Below are 19,008 nucleotides of genomic sequence, written 5' to 3'. Positions count from 1 at the left end.
CGGCCCGCGCGCCGCTGCGGGTGCGCGCGGACCGGGGCCGTCGCGGGGGTCAGCCGACGCCGGTCAGCTCCTGCGCCTCGGCCTGGGCGGCGGCGTGGGCGTCCATGCGCTCGGCGGCGAGGATCGCGGCGGCCGTGTCGGCCCGCGAGGCGGCGACGACCAGGGCGCGCCCGGCGAGGGCGTGCGCGCGGCCGTGCAGGGCCGCGGGCCCGGAGGTGCGGTCGAGGGTGCGGTCGGGGGTGCGGTCGGGGGTGCGGTCGGGGGAGGTGGAGCGGGCCGGCTTGCGGCCTCCGCGCAGCCGGGCCACCTGGACGGCGAGCCGCTCGGCCGCGGTGTCCAGGTCGGCGGAGGGAGCCGTCGCGCGCAGCTCGTCCGTGACGGCGAGCAGCGCGGCGAGGTGGCCCGCGAGCTGGATGTCCAGCTCCTCCTCACGCGAGCGGTGCGGGAAGTCCGAGGGGGCGCCGGCCATCGTGCTGTGGACCGACTTGGTGCGGATCGGCTCGTACATGGGGATGGCCTCCAGTGCGCTGACAGGAAGCCATCCTAGCTTGGATTTCGTCTAAAGTTGAGCGATTCACAAAACCGGACGGTCTGTATGCGGAGGGTGATCGCCGGGGTGATCGCCGGGGTGGTCGCCGAGGTGATCGCCGGGTTGGTCGCCGAGGTGGTCGCCAGGGTGATCGTCAGGTCTGGCCGTACCCGTCGAGGAACCGTTCGATCCGGCCCACCGCGTCCCGCAGATCGGTGACCGTGGGCAGGGTGACCACCCGGAAGTGGTCGGGTTCCGGCCAGTTGAAGCCGGTGCCCTGGACGACCATGATCTTCTCGCGCCGCAGCAGGTCCAGGACCATCCGCCGGTCGTCCTTGATCTTGAACACCTTCGGGTCCAGGCGCGGGAAGAGGTAGAGCGCTCCCTTCGGCCGTACGCAGCTCACCCCGGGGATGCGCGTGAGCAGGTCGTAGGCGACGTCCATCTGCTCCTTCAGCCGCCCGCCGGGCAGCACCAGGTCGTTGATGGACTGCCGCCCGCCGAGCGCGGCGACCACCCCGTGCTGGCCCGGCATGTTCGCGCACAGGCGCATGTTGGCGAGGATGGTGAGGCCCTCGATGTAGGAGTCGGCGTGGGCGCGCGGGCCCGAGATCGACATCCAGCCCACCCGGTACCCGGCGACCCGGTACGCCTTGGACATGCCGTTGAAGGTGAGGGTGAGCAGGTCGGGGGCGACGGCGGCGGTCGGGGTGTGCGTGGCGCCGTCGTACAGGATCTTGTCGTAGATCTCGTCGGAGCAGACCAGCAGGTTGTGCCGGCGGGCGATGTCGGTCAGCCCGCGGAGCAGTGCCTCGTCGTACACCGCACCCGTCGGGTTGTTGGGGTTGATGACGACGATGGCCTTGGTGCGGTCGGTGACCTTGCGTTCCATGTCGGCCAGGTCGGGCATCCAGTCGGACTGCTCGTCGCACCGGTAGTGGACCGCGGTGCCGCCGGACAGCGACACGGCGGCGGTCCACAGGGGGTAGTCGGGCGCCGGGACGAGCACCTCGTCGCCGTCGTCCAGCAGGCCCTGCATCGCCATGACGATCAGCTCGGAGACGCCGTTGCCGATGAAGACGTGCTCGACGTCGGTCTCGATGCCGAGGGTCTGGTTGTGCATGACGACGGCCCGGCGCGCGGCCAGCAGGCCCTTCGCGTCGCCGTACCCGTGGGCCGAGGACACGTTGCGGAGGACGTCCTCCAGGATCTCGGGCGGGCACTCGAAGCCGAACGCCGCCGGGTTGCCGGTGTTCAGCTTGAGGATCCGATGCCCCGCCGACTCGAGCCGCATCGCCTCCTCGAGCACCGGGCCCCGGATCTCGTAACAGACGTTGGCGAGCTTGGTCGACTGGATCACCTGCATGTCCAGGAGCTTACGGCCCGGTAACGCACCCCGGCCCGTGTTTTCCGCCACGTGAGACGCGGAGTTTGGCCGGATATCGGATACGGGGGGGTGCGGGGGCGGGGGGACTGGGGGGTGCGGGGCCCGCAGGACGACCGGACCCGCCCGCCGCCGGTTGCCGACACGTACCGCCGAACGGGTTCAGGGCGGGCCTTGCCGTCAAGCCGGTCCGCGCCCACGGCGCCCGACCGCGAGCCGGTCCGTCTCCGGCTGCACGCGGAGAAGCGTGGCCTGCTCGGCGCTGGACCTGCTTTCCGGCGACGCGGCGCGCAACCGTCAGCACGTTGCGTCCACGGCCGCCCGACCCGTTCGCGGCCATGGGCGTCGGCCGAGGCGCCTCAAGCCTTGAGGCGTCGAGCCACGGCCTTGACGAGGCTCGTCCGCGCCACCTCCAGCGCGAAGTCACCGTCGGCAGTGTGGGACTTGGCGTACCAGGGCAGCCCCCGCCGTCGCCACTTGACCGGCACAGTCGACTTGGGGAGCTTGGGAAGGGGCCATGACCACGCCCCGAGCCGAAGTTCTCCTCGCCAGACACCGGCGGGCAATTCGGCCGGTGCCACGCGTACCGTGAACGTTCCGTCCTCGTGGATCGGGGTGGCGGGGAACGCGGCTCTGTCGCCGCGCTCGTTCTCCAGGACGACGGCCAGGGTGTTGGCTGGACCGACGACGAGGGAGCTGAGCCCCGAGAACTCCAGCCCTGCGACCCCGTCCACCGCACAACGCACAGCGTCGAGGTGGAGTTGCGAGCGCACGGCGTGCTTCTTCTCGCCGATGTCGAGCGTGAAGTTGCCGTGAGGGTTGGTCGTGTAGAGCGTGACCGCGCGCAGACTCTCGTCGGTGGCGATGATGTGCGTGCATGCTGCTCCGGAGACGTCCTCGGCTCGTTTGCTGCCGACGCGGACCTCTTTGGAGATGCCTTGGGCACCGACGCGGAGGGAGATGTCCCACAGGCCGTCGGGAAGCGGCTTTCCGTCGGCTGCCGTGGTGACATCGACGACTGCCTCGAAGCCGGCGCGGTCGTAGGCGAAGCGCCCGGCGTCGTGATCGGAACCGAGGCCAGGTGTGGCCGTGTGCGTCCCCGGCACCCGGAACTCGGTTCCGCTCTTACGCTCGCGCAGGATGAGGTCAGTCGAGACCTGACGGGTTTCCACACGGTGCAGGTAGCCGTGTCCGGCCAGACGCAGAGTCGAGGCAGCGAGCTCTGCCCGCGTGATGCGGTGGCGAATGCCCAACTGTGCCGTTACATCATAGCAGTTGTCGGGAATCGCCCGAACGGGATCACGAAGGAACGGATACCTGGCCAGCGCTCGGCCGTCGTCGACGAGTACGGGTGTGGCCGCGTCACTGCGAGCCAGCTCCGCCTCGAACCGCAAGAGTTCCAGTACGTCGTCCAGCATCCGATGGCGCACGAGGTGCAGTCGGAGCCGAGCCATGGCGGACAGCCGGTCGTTCAGCCCCTCGTGCCACAGCGGAGCGATGATCTCGGCGAGGCGCGTGAGGGCCTTTTCCTGCTCAGGACGCTCTTCCAGAGCGAGGTGGCCGAGGAGTTGTTGCACGTCCACGGTCAGGTGTCGGTGTGCAAGATGGTCGCGGCCAGGGCCGGGCGGCACATTTTCGAGAAGGACGTCGACCATGCGCGGCAGGAACTTCAGCCGAGGTTCGGTTCCACCGGTCCGCAGGGTGATGTTGCCCTCGTCCTCCCGCTGCACCCAGTACAGGCAGTCGTAGTCGGCCACCACTGAAATGCCCGCCGAGTGGATGTAGGCCGGGCCCACGAAGAGTTGATCTTCACCGATGGAAAGATCGGTGGGAAACCGCAGGTCGTGACGCTCAAGGAGGTCACGGCGGAACAGCTTCATCGGGTTGAGGGTCCAGTAGACGCGCGACGAGTAGACGTCAGTCTTTGGCTGATTCTGGCGGAACATCGAAACGGGCGCCTCCCGTCCGCCGACACCGACCGTCTTTCCGAGTACGACGTCGGTGGCGTTGCTCCGGGCAGCGGACACCATGCGCTCCAGAGCCTCGGGACCGAGGTAGTCGTCGGCGTCCAGGAAGAAGACGAATTGCCCGCGGGCATTGTCGAGACCTATGTTGCGTGGAATCGACGGGCCGCCGGAGTTGGCTTGGTGAATAACGTTCAGGAGGCCAGGATGGGCCATGACCAAGCGGTCGAGCTCTTCCGCTGTCCCGTCTGTTGAGCCGTCATTCACGGCGATTACTTCCAGGAATTCCTGACCAATGCTCTGCTCTGCGGTAGACGTGATGCACCGAGTTATGTAGGGCATTGCGTTGTACGCCGCGATAATTACGGAAACCACAGGGATGGACATAGTCAAGCTCTCCAAATAAACGGGGGCACGCCCCGTATTTGGAAATCCCTGCTATTGCTGCTCGGGCGTTGCTCTGGGTAGGGGGAGATGCCGGAAAGGAAGTGAACATAGCATGACCTTTCCGTGTCCGACCAGCAAGCCTCTTGTGAGCCAACGGTTGTCGGCCGTCTCGGTCGGGGGCAAGATGGGTGATTTGATCAGTAATATTCGGAATGGTTGCGCTCGCGGCAGACCGGCCTGGGAGGGGTGGAGTTGTCACCCTGTGTGTACCCGGCATGTGCAAGCGGATACCGGAAGGGATCTTGACAACCTTTACTGAGCCGCTATTTAGTCTGCGCTTATAACTTTCATGGAGTGGGCCTGGGGAGGGCTCGCTCGGGGCGGGACCTAGGGGTGTGGTGTGCTCACGAGTGCGCGTCTGGCCGGATTTGGTGCAGTGGTTGCGGGCGCTCTCCTGGTAGCCACGGGGATTTTTTCGCCTACGTTGCCACAGGCTGCCGCTGTCGGCTGCACCGGAGGAACGGCAAGCGATTTCAACGGCGACGGTCTGAGCGACACGGTTATCGCGGACCCGAACGCCACCGTGAACGGAGCCAAGAGCGCTGGGCTCGTGCGCGTGGTACTCGGCGGTGGCAAGGGCGTCTCGGTGATCTCTCAGGCGACCGCCGGCATGCCTGCGACTCCTGAAGCCGGCGATCGTTTCGGCTTCTCGCGTACCTCCTACGACGCTGACGGAGACGGATGTACCGACCTGGTGGTGGGCACTCCGTTCGAGGACATCGGCAGCGGCAAGACCCAGCTGGTGGATGCCGGTGCGGTCTACGTGATCCGCGGTACCCCGACAGGCATTGGTGCCGGGTCGGTGATCGAGGGATACACGCAGGGCGAGCTGGATCCCGCGACGACCACCGAGGCGTACGACTGGTTCGGCCATGCGGTGAGGGCCGGTGAGACGGCGAGTGGTTCCCCTTACCTCGTGGTCGGTGTGCCGGGCGAGAACGTCACGGTGAACGGCAGGACCATCCCCGACGCGGGTGCCATCGAGTACGTCCAGGGCACCACGAAGGTCTCCGTGAGCCAGCAGGATCCGGGTGTGCCCGGTGACGTGGAGGTGAACGACCGCTTCGGCTATTCGCTGGCGGGTACGAACCGCTACTTCGCCGTCGGCACCCCGGGGGAGGCCATCGGCGATGCCAAGTTCGCGGGGGGAGTCAGCATCTTCAGCCACACCATGAACAACGGTTTCCCGACCGCTCTCGTCGGGCTCGACCAAAACAGTAGCGGCATCAGCGGTGTGGCGGAGGCCGGCGACGGGTTCGGAACCTCGCTCTCCATGACGGGTTCCAGGCCCAGTGACCAGACCTACAACTCGGACGCACTTCTGGCCGTCGGCACTCCGAACGAGGACATCGGGACGGCCGCGGATGCGGGCGGTGTCACGGTGATCCGGATCCAGCCGTCGGGTGCGTATACGGAGATCGCGCCCATCGACGCCGGCATCGCCGATGTTGAGGGCGATCCGCTGGCAGGGGACTTCCTCGGTCAGCGGGTGACGATCGTCAACACCGACACCACCGTCGTGACCACCTCAGCCACCGTCCGCCTTGCCGTGGGCATCCCTGGCCGGGACAAGGGTGCAGTCGCGGACGCGGGAGCTGTCCAGGTCTTCCGTCCGCTGGACGCGGCAGTCGGCAACGCCGACAAGATCCTCGCTCGCGGCGCTGGACTGCCCGGCACGGCCACGGCTCGCGACTACAACGGTATGGCCCTTATCTCGGGTTCGAGCAACCTCTACGTCGGTGTGCCCTACAGCAAGGCGCCCGATTCTCCCAAGGGGGCGCTGTACGTCCTCCCGTGGAAGGACATCGACGGGTCCACGGGCACCGGAACGATCACTTACCTGCCTGGCGCGGGTGGCATTCCCGACGAAGGTGTCGCGTTCGGAACGGTCGGTTGAGCGGCGGTTCGGGAGAAGGAAGCATAGCGTGATGAAATTCCGCATAAGGGGTGGGCGTCGTGGCGTAGCCGTCACCACGGCGCTTGTGGCCCTGTGTACGACCGGTGTGACTGGCCTCCCTCTGGCGCCGCAGGAAGTGGCCATGAAGCCGGCTGCCGACGAGAGGAACGACAGCCCCTCGCTCACCCAGACAGCCGCGCAGGCCAAGGCCGCGGAGACGGGCGATCCGGTGGAGGTTCTGAGCCTGCGCGACGAGCGCAGCACGACAGTCGCAAATCCTGATGGCACCTTCACGATCAACCGATACGTGGAACCCGTCCGTACTCGTCAAGACGGCAAGTGGACAGACATCGACACCACCCTTGTCGAGCAGAAGAACGGTACGTTCGCCCCCAAGGCCGCGCTGACCGCCATGTCCTTCTCCGGTGGTGGCGACAAGACGTTCGCGAAGATCGAGAAGGACGGACGGGCCCTGGCCCTCGACTGGCTGGGCCCGCTGCCCAAGCCGAAGATCTCAGGTTCTACAGCAAGCTATGCGAACGTGTTGTCCGGCGTCGATCTCAACGTCACTGCGAGCGCCGAGGGGTTCTCGCACGTTCTGGTGGTGAAGAGTGCCGAGGCTGCTGCCAACCCACAGCTGGCCGAACTCGAACTCCCGGTTTCCACCGCATCGTTGAAGCTGGAGGAGACTGTCGATGGCGGATTGACCGCCATCGACAGTGGATCCGGCGGCGCAGTCTTCGAAGCGCCGAAGCCGATGATGTGGGACTCCAGTCGTAAGGCAGCCACCGCACCGTCCGTGTCCCCGTCTGCCGAGAGTGCGACGACACCTCCCGACGGAGCGGAGGTTGCCGATGTTGCGGTGGACATCACATCGGACACCGTGAGTCTCAGGCCCGACAGGGATCTGCTCACTTCTGACGACACCGTTTATCCGGTCTACATCGACCCCGTTGTCAAGACGGCCAGTCGGACGGGGTGGACGATGGTGTCGTCCTACTGGGCCAACCAGACATTCTGGAAGTTCGGCGGTGACGAAGGGGTCGGTCGCTGTCCGGCCGACGTATCGGCTCTGTGCGCGGCATCCACCGACGTGAAACGCCAGTTCTTCGCGATCCCCACCTCGTCCTTCGAGGGCAAGGACATCATCTCGGCCACGTTCGCGGTGACGATGACTTTCACCTACAGCGACTCGGCCAGAGAGGTCCAGCTCGGGCGGGTCAACTCGACTGGGGCCAGTGCTATCAACTCCGCGACGACGTGGGGCAACCAGCCGTCGTTGAAGGAGACCATCGCCACGAAGTCACCGACGAATCCGGCTGGTTCCTGCACCTCCACCAATCAGAACGTCCTCTTCGACGTTAAGGGCACCGTCCAGAAAGCCGCCGACAACGGCTGGGACACCACGACGTTGCGACTGAGGGCTGGGAACGAGAGCGTCTACTCGTACTGGAAGCGGTTCTGCGGCAACGCGTACGTGTCGGTCACCTACAACCGCCCCCCGTTGCAGCCGGACCAGGACGAGCTGAACATGACTCCCGGAGGCACGTGCGAGTCCGGCAAGGCCACTTCCCACTATGTGACCGGCCCGCCGAAGCTCAGTGCAGTCATCAAGGACTACGACCACAACGACACCGGATCCAGCGGTCAGAAGGTGCAGGCGGAGTTCAAGGTCTGGTGGACGAACAGTGCGGGGGCCGAGGTCGTCCGCTATGCGACGACGGTTCAGAAGACGACGACCGGCGTGGGCCAGACGGGAGAGGCGCTGTTCAGGTACACGGTTGGCGACAACATCGCGGGCGACGGCCAGGACGGCTTCTCTATTCCGGAGAACACCACCATCGCCTGGGCGGTGCGCGGCCTTGACGAGAACTCGGCGGGCCCCTGGTCCACCGACGGGGATCAGACGCGCTGCGAATTCATCTACGACAACACCGCGCCCAAGGCGGCCTCGGTCACCTCGGCCGCCTATCCGGACGACGATGCCTGGCATGCCGGCACCGGTGACTACGGCCGTTTCACTATGGACTCTCCATCCTCCGACGTGGTGAGGTATTCCTACTACTTCACCGGCCCGCAGGCGGACAGGAAGCCCGAGGAGGTGGATGCCACATCGCCGGGTGGCCCGGCGACGATCCCCTGGATGCCACCCAGTGAGGGCGCGTACGTCCTGCACGTCACCGCCATCGACGGAGCGGGTAAAGCTCAGAAGGTACCGACCGCATATGTGTTCCTGGTGAGCGACGGCAGGGCACCTGTGGCGGCGTGGACCCTCGGCGATGCCAAGGGGTCGGCGAAGGCGGCAGGAAGCAGCGGTGCACCGGATGCCACCGCGGGCTCCGGTGTGACCTTCGGTGAACAGGGGCCGCTGGGGTCCACCGACACGGCGGCCAAGCTGGACGGAAGTGGGAACGCGTACCTCGACGCCGGCAGGTCGGCGATCGACACCGGCGGCACCTTCTCCGTGAGCGCGTGGGTGATGCTTCCCACTCTGCCGACTCAGAACGTGACAGTCGTGAGTCAGGACGGCACCGGACAACCTGGCTTCGAACTCGGCTACGACGTCGACTCCGCCTCCTGGACGTTCCGCACACCGGTCAGTGACATGGAGTCCCTCGGCACGTGGAAGGTCTCCGGCGCCGCCGCAGTCCCCACGGTGTGGACGCACCTCATCGGCGTGTACGACTCCGAGACCGGGAAGATGATGTTGTACGTCAACGGTACGGTCATTGCGGAGGACATTGCAGGGCGGAACACCGTGTGGAACGCCACGGGTGCACTGCAGATCGGCCGCAAGATTTCGCTCGGCGGCTACACGAACAACCTCAAGGGCAGCGTCGCAGACGTCAAGATCTACAACCGGGTCGTCCCGCCCGCCGAGGGGCAGGAGCTCGGCGGTGTTCAGCCTCGCCAACTTGCCTACTGGCAGTTGGACGAAGCCACGACAGGGCGTTCGCCGGAGAGCGCGGGCGGAACCGCACTGACGCTTGGCGGCGGTGCCACCATCTACCAGCCTGATGAGTCGTGCGACCCGGAGGCCGACCCGGAGTGCGTTCCCCCCGCAGAACCACTTTGGGGCGACGGCCACTTGGCTCTGAACGGAACAGACAGCTACGCGACACGTGCCCCCGGTCCGCTATCCGCGCAGGACAGCTTCACCGTGACCGCCCGTGCCCGTCTGGCTTCGGCGAACCCCACGAAGGACGGGACAGTCCTGTCTCTGTCCGGCAGCAACGGCAGCGCGGTCAGGGTCAAATACAACGCCACTGAGTCTCGTTGGCAACTCGTCGTGACGAGCGCGGATACGCCCGATGCGGTGACCACGACGATCCTCGACAACGGCAACCTGCCGAGTTCCGTGGGCGATGGTGACCATCTGGCGCTTGTCTATAACGCTGTCTTCGGCGACGTGCTCCTCTACGTCAATGGCGTGGCGGTGGCCGACGCGGCCTGGGACAACGCCTGGGACTTCAGCACGACGAGCCTCCAGGTCGGCCGCACCCTGACCAAGTCGACCGCAAGCGAGTACTTCTCCGGCGCGATCGATGAAGTCCGCATGTATCAAGGCCCACTGGATTCCTCGCTGGTGACGCTTGTCGCTGTCATGCCGGCAGGCAGCAGCATCGAAGAGAGTTCGGCCTAGCACTCGATCTCCATGGGGCGGACGGCCTGATGCCGTCCGCCCCACCGGTCCCCCCACGTCTTCGTTCTTCCGCATCCCCCGATTCCGATGGAGATGTCATGTCCTCGCCCTCTTGGCTTCGGTCTGCCGGACCGGCCTGGCGCAGCAGTCGCCGCCGCGCGGCGGTGCTGCTCGGCCTGGCGCTGTCTGTCGGCCTGCTGCCGCAGTACGCCCCGGAGGCTGCGGCGGAGAGCGGTCTGACCAGGCCGATGACACAGACCGGCCCTGATGACCTGGTGCGTGGGAAGAACGCCAAGCCCAAGGTCTTTGGGAAGACCGACGGAGCAAGGAAGGCGGCGGTCAAGCGCATTGAAGCACCACGTTGGCCCAAGGCCGGCAGCGCGGAGGTCCAACTCTCGCCCACGATTTCCAAGGCGAAGGGTCTCCCGATCGCAGCCAGGACCGCCGGAGGCAAGAAGGGCGCCGAGTCCCTGCGGGTCGAGGTCTTCGACCGTTCGGCGACCAAGGCGGCCGGTGTCGAAGGTGTCCTGTTCGCCGTGGAGCGAACGGACGGAACCACGGCTGGTGGCCGGGCGCAAGTCAGCCTGAACTATGCGGATTTCGCGGATGCCTACGGCGGCAGTTACGGTTCCCGCCTCCGCCTCGCCCGCTACCCCCAGTGTGTGCTGTCGACACCCGGGAAGAAGGGCTGCTCCACTCCGACCTATCTGAAGAGCGACAACAACGCGGAGAAGCAGACCCTCACCGCGACGGTCGATGTGGCCGGTGACACGTCCGGTACCTCGCTGCAACCGGCACGCGCCGCGGCTTCCAGCTCTACCGTCGGCACAGTCCTCGCTGCGACCGCGGGCAGCGGCGGTGACGGCGGTGACTACAAGGCCACGAGCCTCACCCCCTCCGCCCAGTGGGGTGTGGACACGTCCTCCGGTGCCTTTACCTGGAACTACCCGATGACGACGCCGCCCGTCCCCGGAGGTCTTCAGCCCACGGTCGGTCTCAGCTACAACTCGCAGTCGATCGACGGTCAGACTGCGACGACGAACAACCAGGGTTCTTGGATCGGTCAGGGTTTCTCCTACGAGCCCGGCTACATCGAGCGACGGTACAAGCCATGCGCCGACGACGGGCGCGACGACACGTTCGGCGATCAGTGCTGGGCGTTCGACAACGCGACTGTCGCCCTCGCGGGCGGGACATCCGGTGAGATCGTCAAGGATGACACCACTGGTGCCTGGCGGGTCAGCAGTGACGACAACTCGAAGGTCGAGAAGCTGACGGGGACGACGAACGGCGACAACAACGGCGAGTACTGGAAGATCACGACCTCCGACGGCACCCAGTACTTCTTCGGCCTCAATCGCCTGCCGGGCTACGCAAGCGGCAAGGAGGAGACGGACTCCACGTGGACCGTGCCGGTGTACGGAGACGACGCGGGCGAGCCCTGCTACAACTCGACTTTCGCCAACGCCTACTGCACCCAAGCCTGGCGTTGGAACCTTGACTACGTCGTGGACCCGCGCGGCAACGTCATGTCGTACTTCTACGGCAAGGAGACCAACTACTATACCCAGGGCCTGAAGACCAGCGAAAACGGCAAGGCGTACATCAGGGGCGGTTACCTCAAGCGCATCGACTACGGTCAGCGCGTCGGCAAGGTCTACTCGACTCAGCCCGCTGCCCGTGTGGTGTTCACCACTGCCGAACGCTGTGTCGGTTCCCTGACCAAGTGTGAATCCTCCGACCTCACCGATGCCACGGCAGCCGACTGGCCGGACGTCCCCTGGGACCAGAACTGCAAGGCCGACACCAAGTGCACGGGGCAGAACTCACCCACCTTCTGGACCCGTAAGCAGCTCACCAAGATCACGACTCAGGTCCGTTCGGGTGACACGACTTTCAGCGCGGTCGACGAGTGGTCCCTCGCACACAATTACACGGACAACGGTGATGCCTCCAAGTCCCTGTGGCTGAACGGAATCAACCACACCGGCAAGGTGGGCGCCGATGTCTCCCTGCCGTCCGTCCAGCTTCTGGGGCAGCAACTCCCCAACCGCGTGGACGAGGCGGGTGACAACCTCCATCCGTTCTACCGCTATCGGCTGGCGGCAGTGAAGAGCGAGACCGGTGGTGCCCTGAGTGTGAACTACGCGGCTCCGGACTGCACCACCGCCAACCGTCCGGCGGAAGACTCCTCCACCAAGCGCTGCTTCCCGGTGAAGTGGAATCCCCCAGGAGCCCAAGACCCGATCCTGGACTGGTTCCACAAGTACGTCGTCGCGTCGGTCATCGAGACCGATCTGACCGGTGGCGGCGACGATCAGGTGACCAAGTACACCTACATCGGTGATGCCGGCTGGCGGAAGACGCCGGCCGACGGCATCACCAAATCGGAGTACCGCACCTGGGGTGACTGGCGCGGATATGGCAAGGTCCGTGTCGAAACCTCCAAGGGTACGGTTTCGTCCTCGAACACGAAGAGCGAGCACACTTTCTTCCGCGGTCTCGACGGCGACGTCAACGCGGCCGGTGCGACGCGTTCCGCGACGGTGACCGACTCCAACGGCGTCTCGTACGAGGACTCCGACTGGAAGGCCGGCCAGCAGCTGGAGACGATCACCTATGACGGCTCCGAGGTAACCCAGAAGTCCGTCACCGTGCCCTGGACCGCGGTGACAGCGACACAGACCCAGAACTGGGGCACGCGCAGAGCCCGGTACGTGGCACCGGAGACCGTTGACACCTACATAGCCCTGATGGGCGGTAAGTGGCGGAACACCAGAGCCGTCACCACGTACGACGCGGTGACGGGCCGGGCCAAGCAGGTCAATGACGTGGGTGAGGTCGGGGTCGCCGACAACCAGTGCACTCGCACCGAGTACGCCGACAACGCAAGCCTGCACATGTACTCGTACGTCTCGCGAGTGGAGAAGGTCGCTGTCGACTGCGCCACGACACCCAGCCGTGCCACCCAGGTCATTTCCGACGATGTGACGTACTACGACGGCTCCACAACCCTGGGCGCGGCTCCCACCAAGGGAGACGTGACCACCACCAAGCGGCTCGCCTCCCACGACGGGACCACGGCGACCTACCAGACGACCGGGGTCACGACGTACGACGAGTACGGCCGCCCCCTGGTGGTGAAGGACGCTGAGACCGCTGCTTCCACAACGGCGTTCACCACATCGACGGCATACACGGACACCTACGGTCTCGGGACCAAGTCGACGGTCACCAACAGGCTCGGCTGGACGATGTCGACCGAGTACGCACCCCAGCGGGGCGCACCGAAGGCCAAGGTCGACGAGAACGGACGCCGTACCGAACTCGCCTACGACGGTCTGGGCCGCCTGACGTCGGTGTGGCTGCCGGACCGTATCGGACTGACCGCGTCCATCAAGTACACGTATCTGGTCCGCGGCGACGCAGGCCCGACTGCCGTGCACACGCAGAAGATCGAGAACGACGGGACGTCGTACGGCAGTGAGTGGGCGCTGTACGACGGCTTGCTGAGACCACGCCAGCAGCAGACGGAGGGGTCGGGCGGTCGTATGGTCGCCGACACCTACTACGACGGTTCCGGCCGTGTGGTGCAGGTCAATGACACGTACTACACCTCCGGCGCACCGACCTCGGCGTTGTTCGATCCGGTCGAGGCCGACCTCGACGCGCAGACCGTCACGGAGTACGACGGCGCCGGCCGCGTCGCGGCCTCGGTCTTCCAGGTGCGGGGAACGGAGAGATACCGCACGACCTACGCGTACGGCGGTGACCGGGTCACCACCACTCCGCCCCAGGGCGCTGCGAAGACGACGGTGGTGAAGGACGCCAGAGACCAGACCACGACTCAGATCCAGTACCCCGAGGGCGGCAACGCGGTCACCACGTCGTACGGCTACACGGTGGCCGGTCAGCTGTCCAAGGTGACGGACGACGCCGGGAACCTCTGGACCTATCAGTACGACCAACTGGGCCGCAAGAAGCAGGCGGTCGACCCGGACACAGGTACGTCGACGTTCACGTACGACGTCATGGACCGCCAGACCTCGGTGACCGTCAACGGAGACAAGAGGTCGACGAAGTACGACGAGTTGGGCCGTGCGGTCTCCACCTGGCAGGGGGAACCGGACACCGGCACAAGGCTGTCGGTGAACAGGTTCGACACGTCGGCCAAGGGTGAGCTCTACGGCACCTACACCTACAAGTCGGGCGCCGTGTACTCGTCGGTGACCTACCCGTCACTCGACGCCGAGAACGACTACAAGCCGACCTCGACGAAGTACTACCTGTCCAAGACGGCCGAACCCGAGCTGGGCGGTACCTACGAATACACCAACCAGTACAACGATGACGGGACGGTTCAGGGCCAGGGCCTGCCCGCGGCAGGTGACCTGCCGGGAGAGGCACTGTCCTACGCGTACGACGGGCTGCAGCGTCCGGTAGGCCTGGACACATCGCTGGGCGGCCGCCGCTACGTGACCGATGTGAGCTACTCGCCCACGTCGAACCTGGAGCAGGTGGCACTGTCCACGGGGGAGTCCGCCGCGCGAAAGGTGTTCCTCACCAATACCTTCGAGATCGGCACAGACCGACTGACCAGTTCGAGGGTCGATGTCGAGGGAGCCTCGGCAACGGCGTACGCAGCCACCTTCACCTACGACGCAGCCGGCAACATCCGGTCGATCGCCGACGCCCCCACAGGCGGCACCAGCGACACCCAGTGCTTCGCCTACGACGGCCTGCGCCGTCTCACCACGGCGTGGACGTCGTCGACGAATCCCGACAAGGCTCAGGGAACGGGCCGTTTGGACGGGGCGTGCAGCGCGGGTGCGTCGCCATCGACCGTCGGCGGTGTCGCTCCGTACTGGACGAACTACGGCTACGACTCCATCGGCAACCGCACCAGCGAGGTGCGGCAAGGCCTGAACGGCGCTGCGACGTCCACGCGTACGTATGCCTATGGCGACGGCTCAGGCCCGAGTGGCGCGGACTCGGGGCCGCACACGGTCTCGTCGGTGACCGAGAAGACCGCGGCGACGAGTACGACACCAGAGATCACGTCCCGTGACACCTACACGTACGACGCCTCGGGCAACACCACGACCCGGGTTCTGGGGGGCGACACCCAGTCGCTGGCCTGGGACAAGCAGGGGGAACTGACTGCGGTCACCAACGCCGATGGGACAGCGACGTCGTTCAAGTACGACGGAGCGGGTGAACGCATCCTGCGGGAGACGTCCGGCGACAAGACGTTCTACCTGCCGGGTATGGAACTGCGCCTGGACAAAGCCACGTCGAAGGTGACGGCGACGCGCTACTACTCCTTCGCCGGGATGACGATCGCGATGCGTGCGGCGGGCGGTGTCCAATTCCTGTTGTCGGACTACCAGGGCACGGCGGAAGTCGCAGTCGATGCCAAAACGGGAGAGACGACGCGTCGGCGTAAGGACCCGTTCGGTAACCCACGTGATGAGGCCACCTCGGCGTCGTCGGGTTGGGTCAACGACAAGGGGTTCGTGGGAGGCACGATCCAGGAGTCGACGGGGCTGACGACTCTGGGAGCGCGAGAGTACGACTCCGACACCGGCCGTTTCATCTCGGCGGACCCGATCATCGACTACACGGATCCGCAGCAGATCAACGGCTACGCGTACTCCAACAACAACCCGGTCGTCTTCAGCGATCCATCCGGTCTGCGGCTCGCGGACTGCGTGGGTGCTTGGAACGAGTGCGGCCCCGGGCCGTCGACCAAGCGAGGGGCGCTGGCCGACAGCCGGTCTGTGAGCGTGGGGGGCGGGTACTTCACGAGCACGCCGGCGCAGGCCAAGGCGGACGAGGCCCGCGCCAAGGAGGACGCGGCGAAGAAGCGCGCGATGGCTGTCGCCAAGGAGCTGGCGGGGATCATTGCGGACGAGCTGGGTATCAAGGACGCCCTGGACTGCTTCACCACGGGAGCTCTCGGTTCGTGCGGGGCCACGGCAGCCAATGTCGTTTCGTCGCTGGTTTCTGGTGGTCCGCTTGGTCGACTCGCCGTGAAGTACGGATGGCGACTGAACAAGGCCGCTGCGGTGGGGAAGCGGATCATCGGGCTCGGAAAGAAGCTGTGGGACGACTTCAAGGGGTGGCGCCAGAGCAAGAAGGCGGCCGACAAGGCGGCGGAGGCGGCGCAGACATGCAGTAGCTCCAACAGCTTCACGCCCGGGACGAAGGTCGTGATGGCCGATGGATCCGCACAGCAGATCCAGGACGTCGATGTCGGTGACAAGGTTCTCGCCACCGATCCGGAAACCGGCAGGACGCAGGCCGAGACGGTCACTGCCGAGATCAAGGGACGGGGCCTGAAGAACCTCGTCAGGGTGACAGTGGACGTCGACGGCGAGAAGGGGAGCAGGACAGCCTCGGTCACGGCCACCGATGGACACCCTTTCTGGGTCCCGGAACTGGGCGAGTGGATCGACGCGACGGACCTGAAGGTCGGCAAGCGGCTGAGCACTGGTTCCGGCGCCGAGGTGCGGATCACCGCGATCAAGCGCTGGACGACCCTGACCAAGACCACGGTCCACAACCTGACTGTCAGCGACTTGCATACGTACTATGTGCTGGCAGGGACCACGCCGGTCCTTGTTCACAACAGCAACTGCGATTTCGAGATTGGTGTTGCGGACGAGAAGTACGACAAGCATGTCCTGGGTCTCGATGATTCCGGAAACCCCACCCGTAGGCCTGATATGCCGGAATATGACACGGATGATGGGTTTGAAAGGTACGTCGCGGACGCGCAGGCGCTGATGTGTCCCGGTAGCTGCCCTGCCGCCGCTCGTGAAGCTGTTAGAAGTGATGGCGTCATCATTCGAATTGATTCCCAGGGAAGAATAGGAATGAGGAACGGAAATGCCATCACTACCTATTTCCGGCCAGATGATCCGCTCGCATACTTCCAGCGGGAGGCGGCCCGATGACTCACGGTACTGAGAACTTCCGCGACGCGTTCTCTAGCTTTATCAGAGAGTCTGGTCGGTGGCGTGACGTCGAACCGGAGGCGCTCCTGTCTCGCTGGAGGACGTTCGTCGAAGAGTGCGAACAGGGCTATCGGGGTGACGCCGAAGACTACTTCAATGATCTGACATCGAGGGATTCTCTGGCGAGGGCCATGGAATCTGCGGAACTGCAAAGCTTTCCCGAGCTTGCGCCACTTCGCGCAGAAGTGGAAGCGGTAGACTCAAGATTCCGTGAACTCCTAATTCCGGATGCGTTTCCAAGGATTCCTGAGGAATCCTGGTGGGCGCGCGGCGTGGTGCAATTTGCGCGTAGGCGCCTGGTGGAGGGCTTGAGGCGCGAATATCGCCTTGAGACGGAGCTATTCGAATAGCCGGTGAAGGTTCGCGCAAGTAAAGCGAAGCCCCGTCAGGTGTGTCCTGACGGGGCTTCTGCGCGGTCTGACGGCAGTAGTTGACGGCAACGTCAGCGGATGGGGGCTGCGCAGGGTGGCGGTTCGTCGCCGTCGCCGCTTGCCGTCTCGGCGGTCTCCGGGCTGCCGAGTGCGGTGCTGAGGGTGTTGATGGCGTCGCGCTGGAGGCGGAGTCGGACGTGGGCGTAGACGCCGATGTGAGCGTGGCCGAGGAGTTCCTTGATCACGACGAGTTCGACGCCCTGTTCCAGGAGGAGGGTCGCGGTCGAGTGGCGGAGGTCGTGGAACCGGATGCGGCGGAGTCCGGCCCGGTCAAGCAGAGCGGTGAAGTGGCGGGTGAGGGTCGCTCCTTCGATCGGAGCGCCGTGTGAACACGTAGCCGCTGTCCTGCCAGGCTGTCCCTGCCGCATCGCGCTCGCGACGCTGCCAGGTGCGGTGCTGTTCCAGGGAGCGCAGGCACGGCGTCGGCAACGCGATGCGTCGTTCGGAGCTCTGGGGCTTGGTCGGGAGGGCGGTCAGGCCGGCGGTGTTGGTGCGCTGGAGGGTGCGGCGGATGCTGGCGGTTCCACCGGCCAAGTCGAGGTCTTCCCAGCGCAGGCCGAGGAGTTCGCCCTTGCGGAGTCCGGTGTGGAGGGCGAGTTCGAACAGCGCGTGCAGCCGGTGGCCTTGGGCGGTGGTGAGGAGTTGGCGGGCTTCGTCGGCGGTGAGGGGCTCGAAGCGGCGGGGCCGTGGGGTGCCGGTGCAGACGTTGCGGGCGACGTTGCGCGGGATCTCTTCCTCCTGGACGGCGTGCTCCAAGGCGGAGAGTAAAGAGGTGGATGTAGGTGAGCGTCAGAGGGGACAGCAGCTTGTGGCAGTACTGGCCGGCGGTGCAGCAGCGGGGCTGGTCGCGCCGGGCGTCGATCCCGCGCCTGCAGCACTGGCAGGTGGTGCGGAGTTGGTTGAGCCAGGTGCGGACAACTTTGGCGGTGTGCTTGCTGAGCTTCTTCCTGTCCTGGCAGGTCAGTAGCGGTCGCGGGCCTGGATGATCTCCAGTCCGTCGGAGTCGGTGACGCGGTAGACCAGCCGGTGTTCCTGTGTGATGCGGCGGGACCACCAGCCCGACAGGTTCCCTTTGAGCGGCTCGGGCTTGCCCCTGCCTTCGTAAGGGGTCCGTTTGATCTCCTTGATGAGGTCATTGACCCTGCGGAGCGTCTTGCGGTCGGTGTCGGCCCAGTGGGTGTAGTCCTCCCATCCGTCGTCCGAGAACGACGTCTTCACGCGTCCTCCGTATCGATCAGGTCCCGTACGGTGCCGCGTCCGGCATCCATCTGCTCGATGGAGCGCATGAGGCGGGCGGCGTTGCGGGGGGAGCGCATCAGGTACATCGTCTCCTCCCAGGCGTTGTAGTCCTCCTCGGACATGATCACGACGGTGCCCGCCTTCGACGTGACGCGTTCCGGCGCGTGGTCCTCGGTGACGCGCCGAATCAGACCGAAGAAGTCCTTCCGCGCTTCGCTTGCGTTGATGGTCATGGGGTCCTCCTGCACATGTCGCCAAACCTCCACGAGGGGTACTTAAAACAGTACCACAAGTGTACGAGATTCGGTACAATGAAAATTGCGGCCCAGCGTTGGCCTAGCGTCTGTCCTGTCCTGTCCCACGTGATGTTTGACGTTCTGGTCCCGGCCGTTGCTTGACGGTGGGCCCAGGCGCATCGGAAACCTTGTGGGGTTTGTTTGCCTTCACGTGACGGA

8 protein-coding genes and 1 pseudogene are annotated in these 19,008 nt (G+C 65.6%); 3 read left to right on the top strand and 6 right to left on the bottom strand.

All coding sequences use genetic code 11. From position 1 onward, the window contains the following. Nucleotides 1-49: 49 nt before the first annotated feature. From SZN_RS11975 to SZN_RS11965, 3 genes are all read right to left on the bottom strand, one after another. The gene (locus tag SZN_RS11975) at nucleotides 50-508 is read right to left on the bottom strand and encodes an SCO4983 family protein (RefSeq protein ID WP_007494658.1); all 459 of its coding nucleotides are present in this window, start codon (nucleotides 506-508) and stop codon (nucleotides 50-52) included. Nucleotides 509-683: 175 nt separating this feature from the next. Then, complete coding sequence (locus SZN_RS11970) at nucleotides 684-1,895, bottom strand: pyridoxal phosphate-dependent aminotransferase (protein ID WP_007494655.1); 1,212 nt, start codon at nucleotides 1,893-1,895, stop codon at nucleotides 684-686. A 377-nt stretch (nucleotides 1,896-2,272) separates the two neighbouring features. Further along, a complete protein-coding gene (locus SZN_RS11965) occupies nucleotides 2,273-4,264 on the bottom strand; it encodes a glycosyltransferase family 2 protein (protein ID WP_007494653.1) in 1,992 nt (663 codons plus the stop codon). A 400-nt stretch (nucleotides 4,265-4,664) separates the two neighbouring features. Between SZN_RS11965 and SZN_RS11960 the strand changes: the two genes are divergently transcribed. The 3 genes from SZN_RS11960 (at nucleotide 4,665) to SZN_RS11950 (ending at nucleotide 16,823) form a co-directional block, all read left to right on the top strand. Beyond that, entirely contained in the window at nucleotides 4,665-6,221 is a 1,557-nt protein-coding gene (locus SZN_RS11960) for an integrin alpha (protein ID WP_244313338.1), read from the top strand. 142 nt (nucleotides 6,222-6,363) lie between these two features. Further along, nucleotides 6,364-9,864, top strand: a complete 3,501-nt coding sequence (locus SZN_RS11955; RefSeq protein WP_244313337.1) for a LamG-like jellyroll fold domain-containing protein — start codon at nucleotides 6,364-6,366, stop codon at nucleotides 9,862-9,864. A 98-nt stretch (nucleotides 9,865-9,962) separates the two neighbouring features. Beyond that, nucleotides 9,963-16,823 (top strand): polymorphic toxin-type HINT domain-containing protein, encoded by a 6,861-nt coding sequence (locus SZN_RS11950; RefSeq protein WP_106432643.1) that lies wholly within the window; start codon nucleotides 9,963-9,965, stop codon nucleotides 16,821-16,823. A 502-nt stretch (nucleotides 16,824-17,325) separates the two neighbouring features. Here SZN_RS11950 and SZN_RS43350 read toward each other — a convergent pair. From SZN_RS43350 to SZN_RS11930, 3 genes and pseudogenes are all read right to left on the bottom strand, one after another. Next, nucleotides 17,326-18,263: pseudogene (locus SZN_RS43350) on the bottom strand (tyrosine-type recombinase/integrase); the annotation flags it as partial. Between the two features lie 11 nt (nucleotides 18,264-18,274). Continuing rightward, nucleotides 18,275-18,532 carry a Txe/YoeB family addiction module toxin gene (locus SZN_RS11935; RefSeq protein WP_007494641.1) on the bottom strand — a complete coding sequence of 86 codons (258 nt, stop codon included), beginning with the start codon at nucleotides 18,530-18,532 and terminating at the stop codon, nucleotides 18,275-18,277. Further along, nucleotides 18,529-18,786, bottom strand: a complete 258-nt coding sequence (locus SZN_RS11930) for a type II toxin-antitoxin system Phd/YefM family antitoxin (protein WP_032763654.1) — start codon at nucleotides 18,784-18,786, stop codon at nucleotides 18,529-18,531. Before SZN_RS11930 ends, SZN_RS11935 begins: the two co-directional genes overlap by 4 nt. Nucleotides 18,787-19,008 lie beyond the last annotated feature (222 nt).

It is taken from the genome of Streptomyces zinciresistens K42, assembly GCF_000225525.1.
Taxonomy (GTDB): Bacteria; Actinomycetota; Actinomycetes; order Streptomycetales; family Streptomycetaceae; genus Streptomyces; species Streptomyces zinciresistens.
Note: the sequence above shows the minus strand (reverse complement) of the source record. Positions and strands in the feature narration are given on the sequence as shown.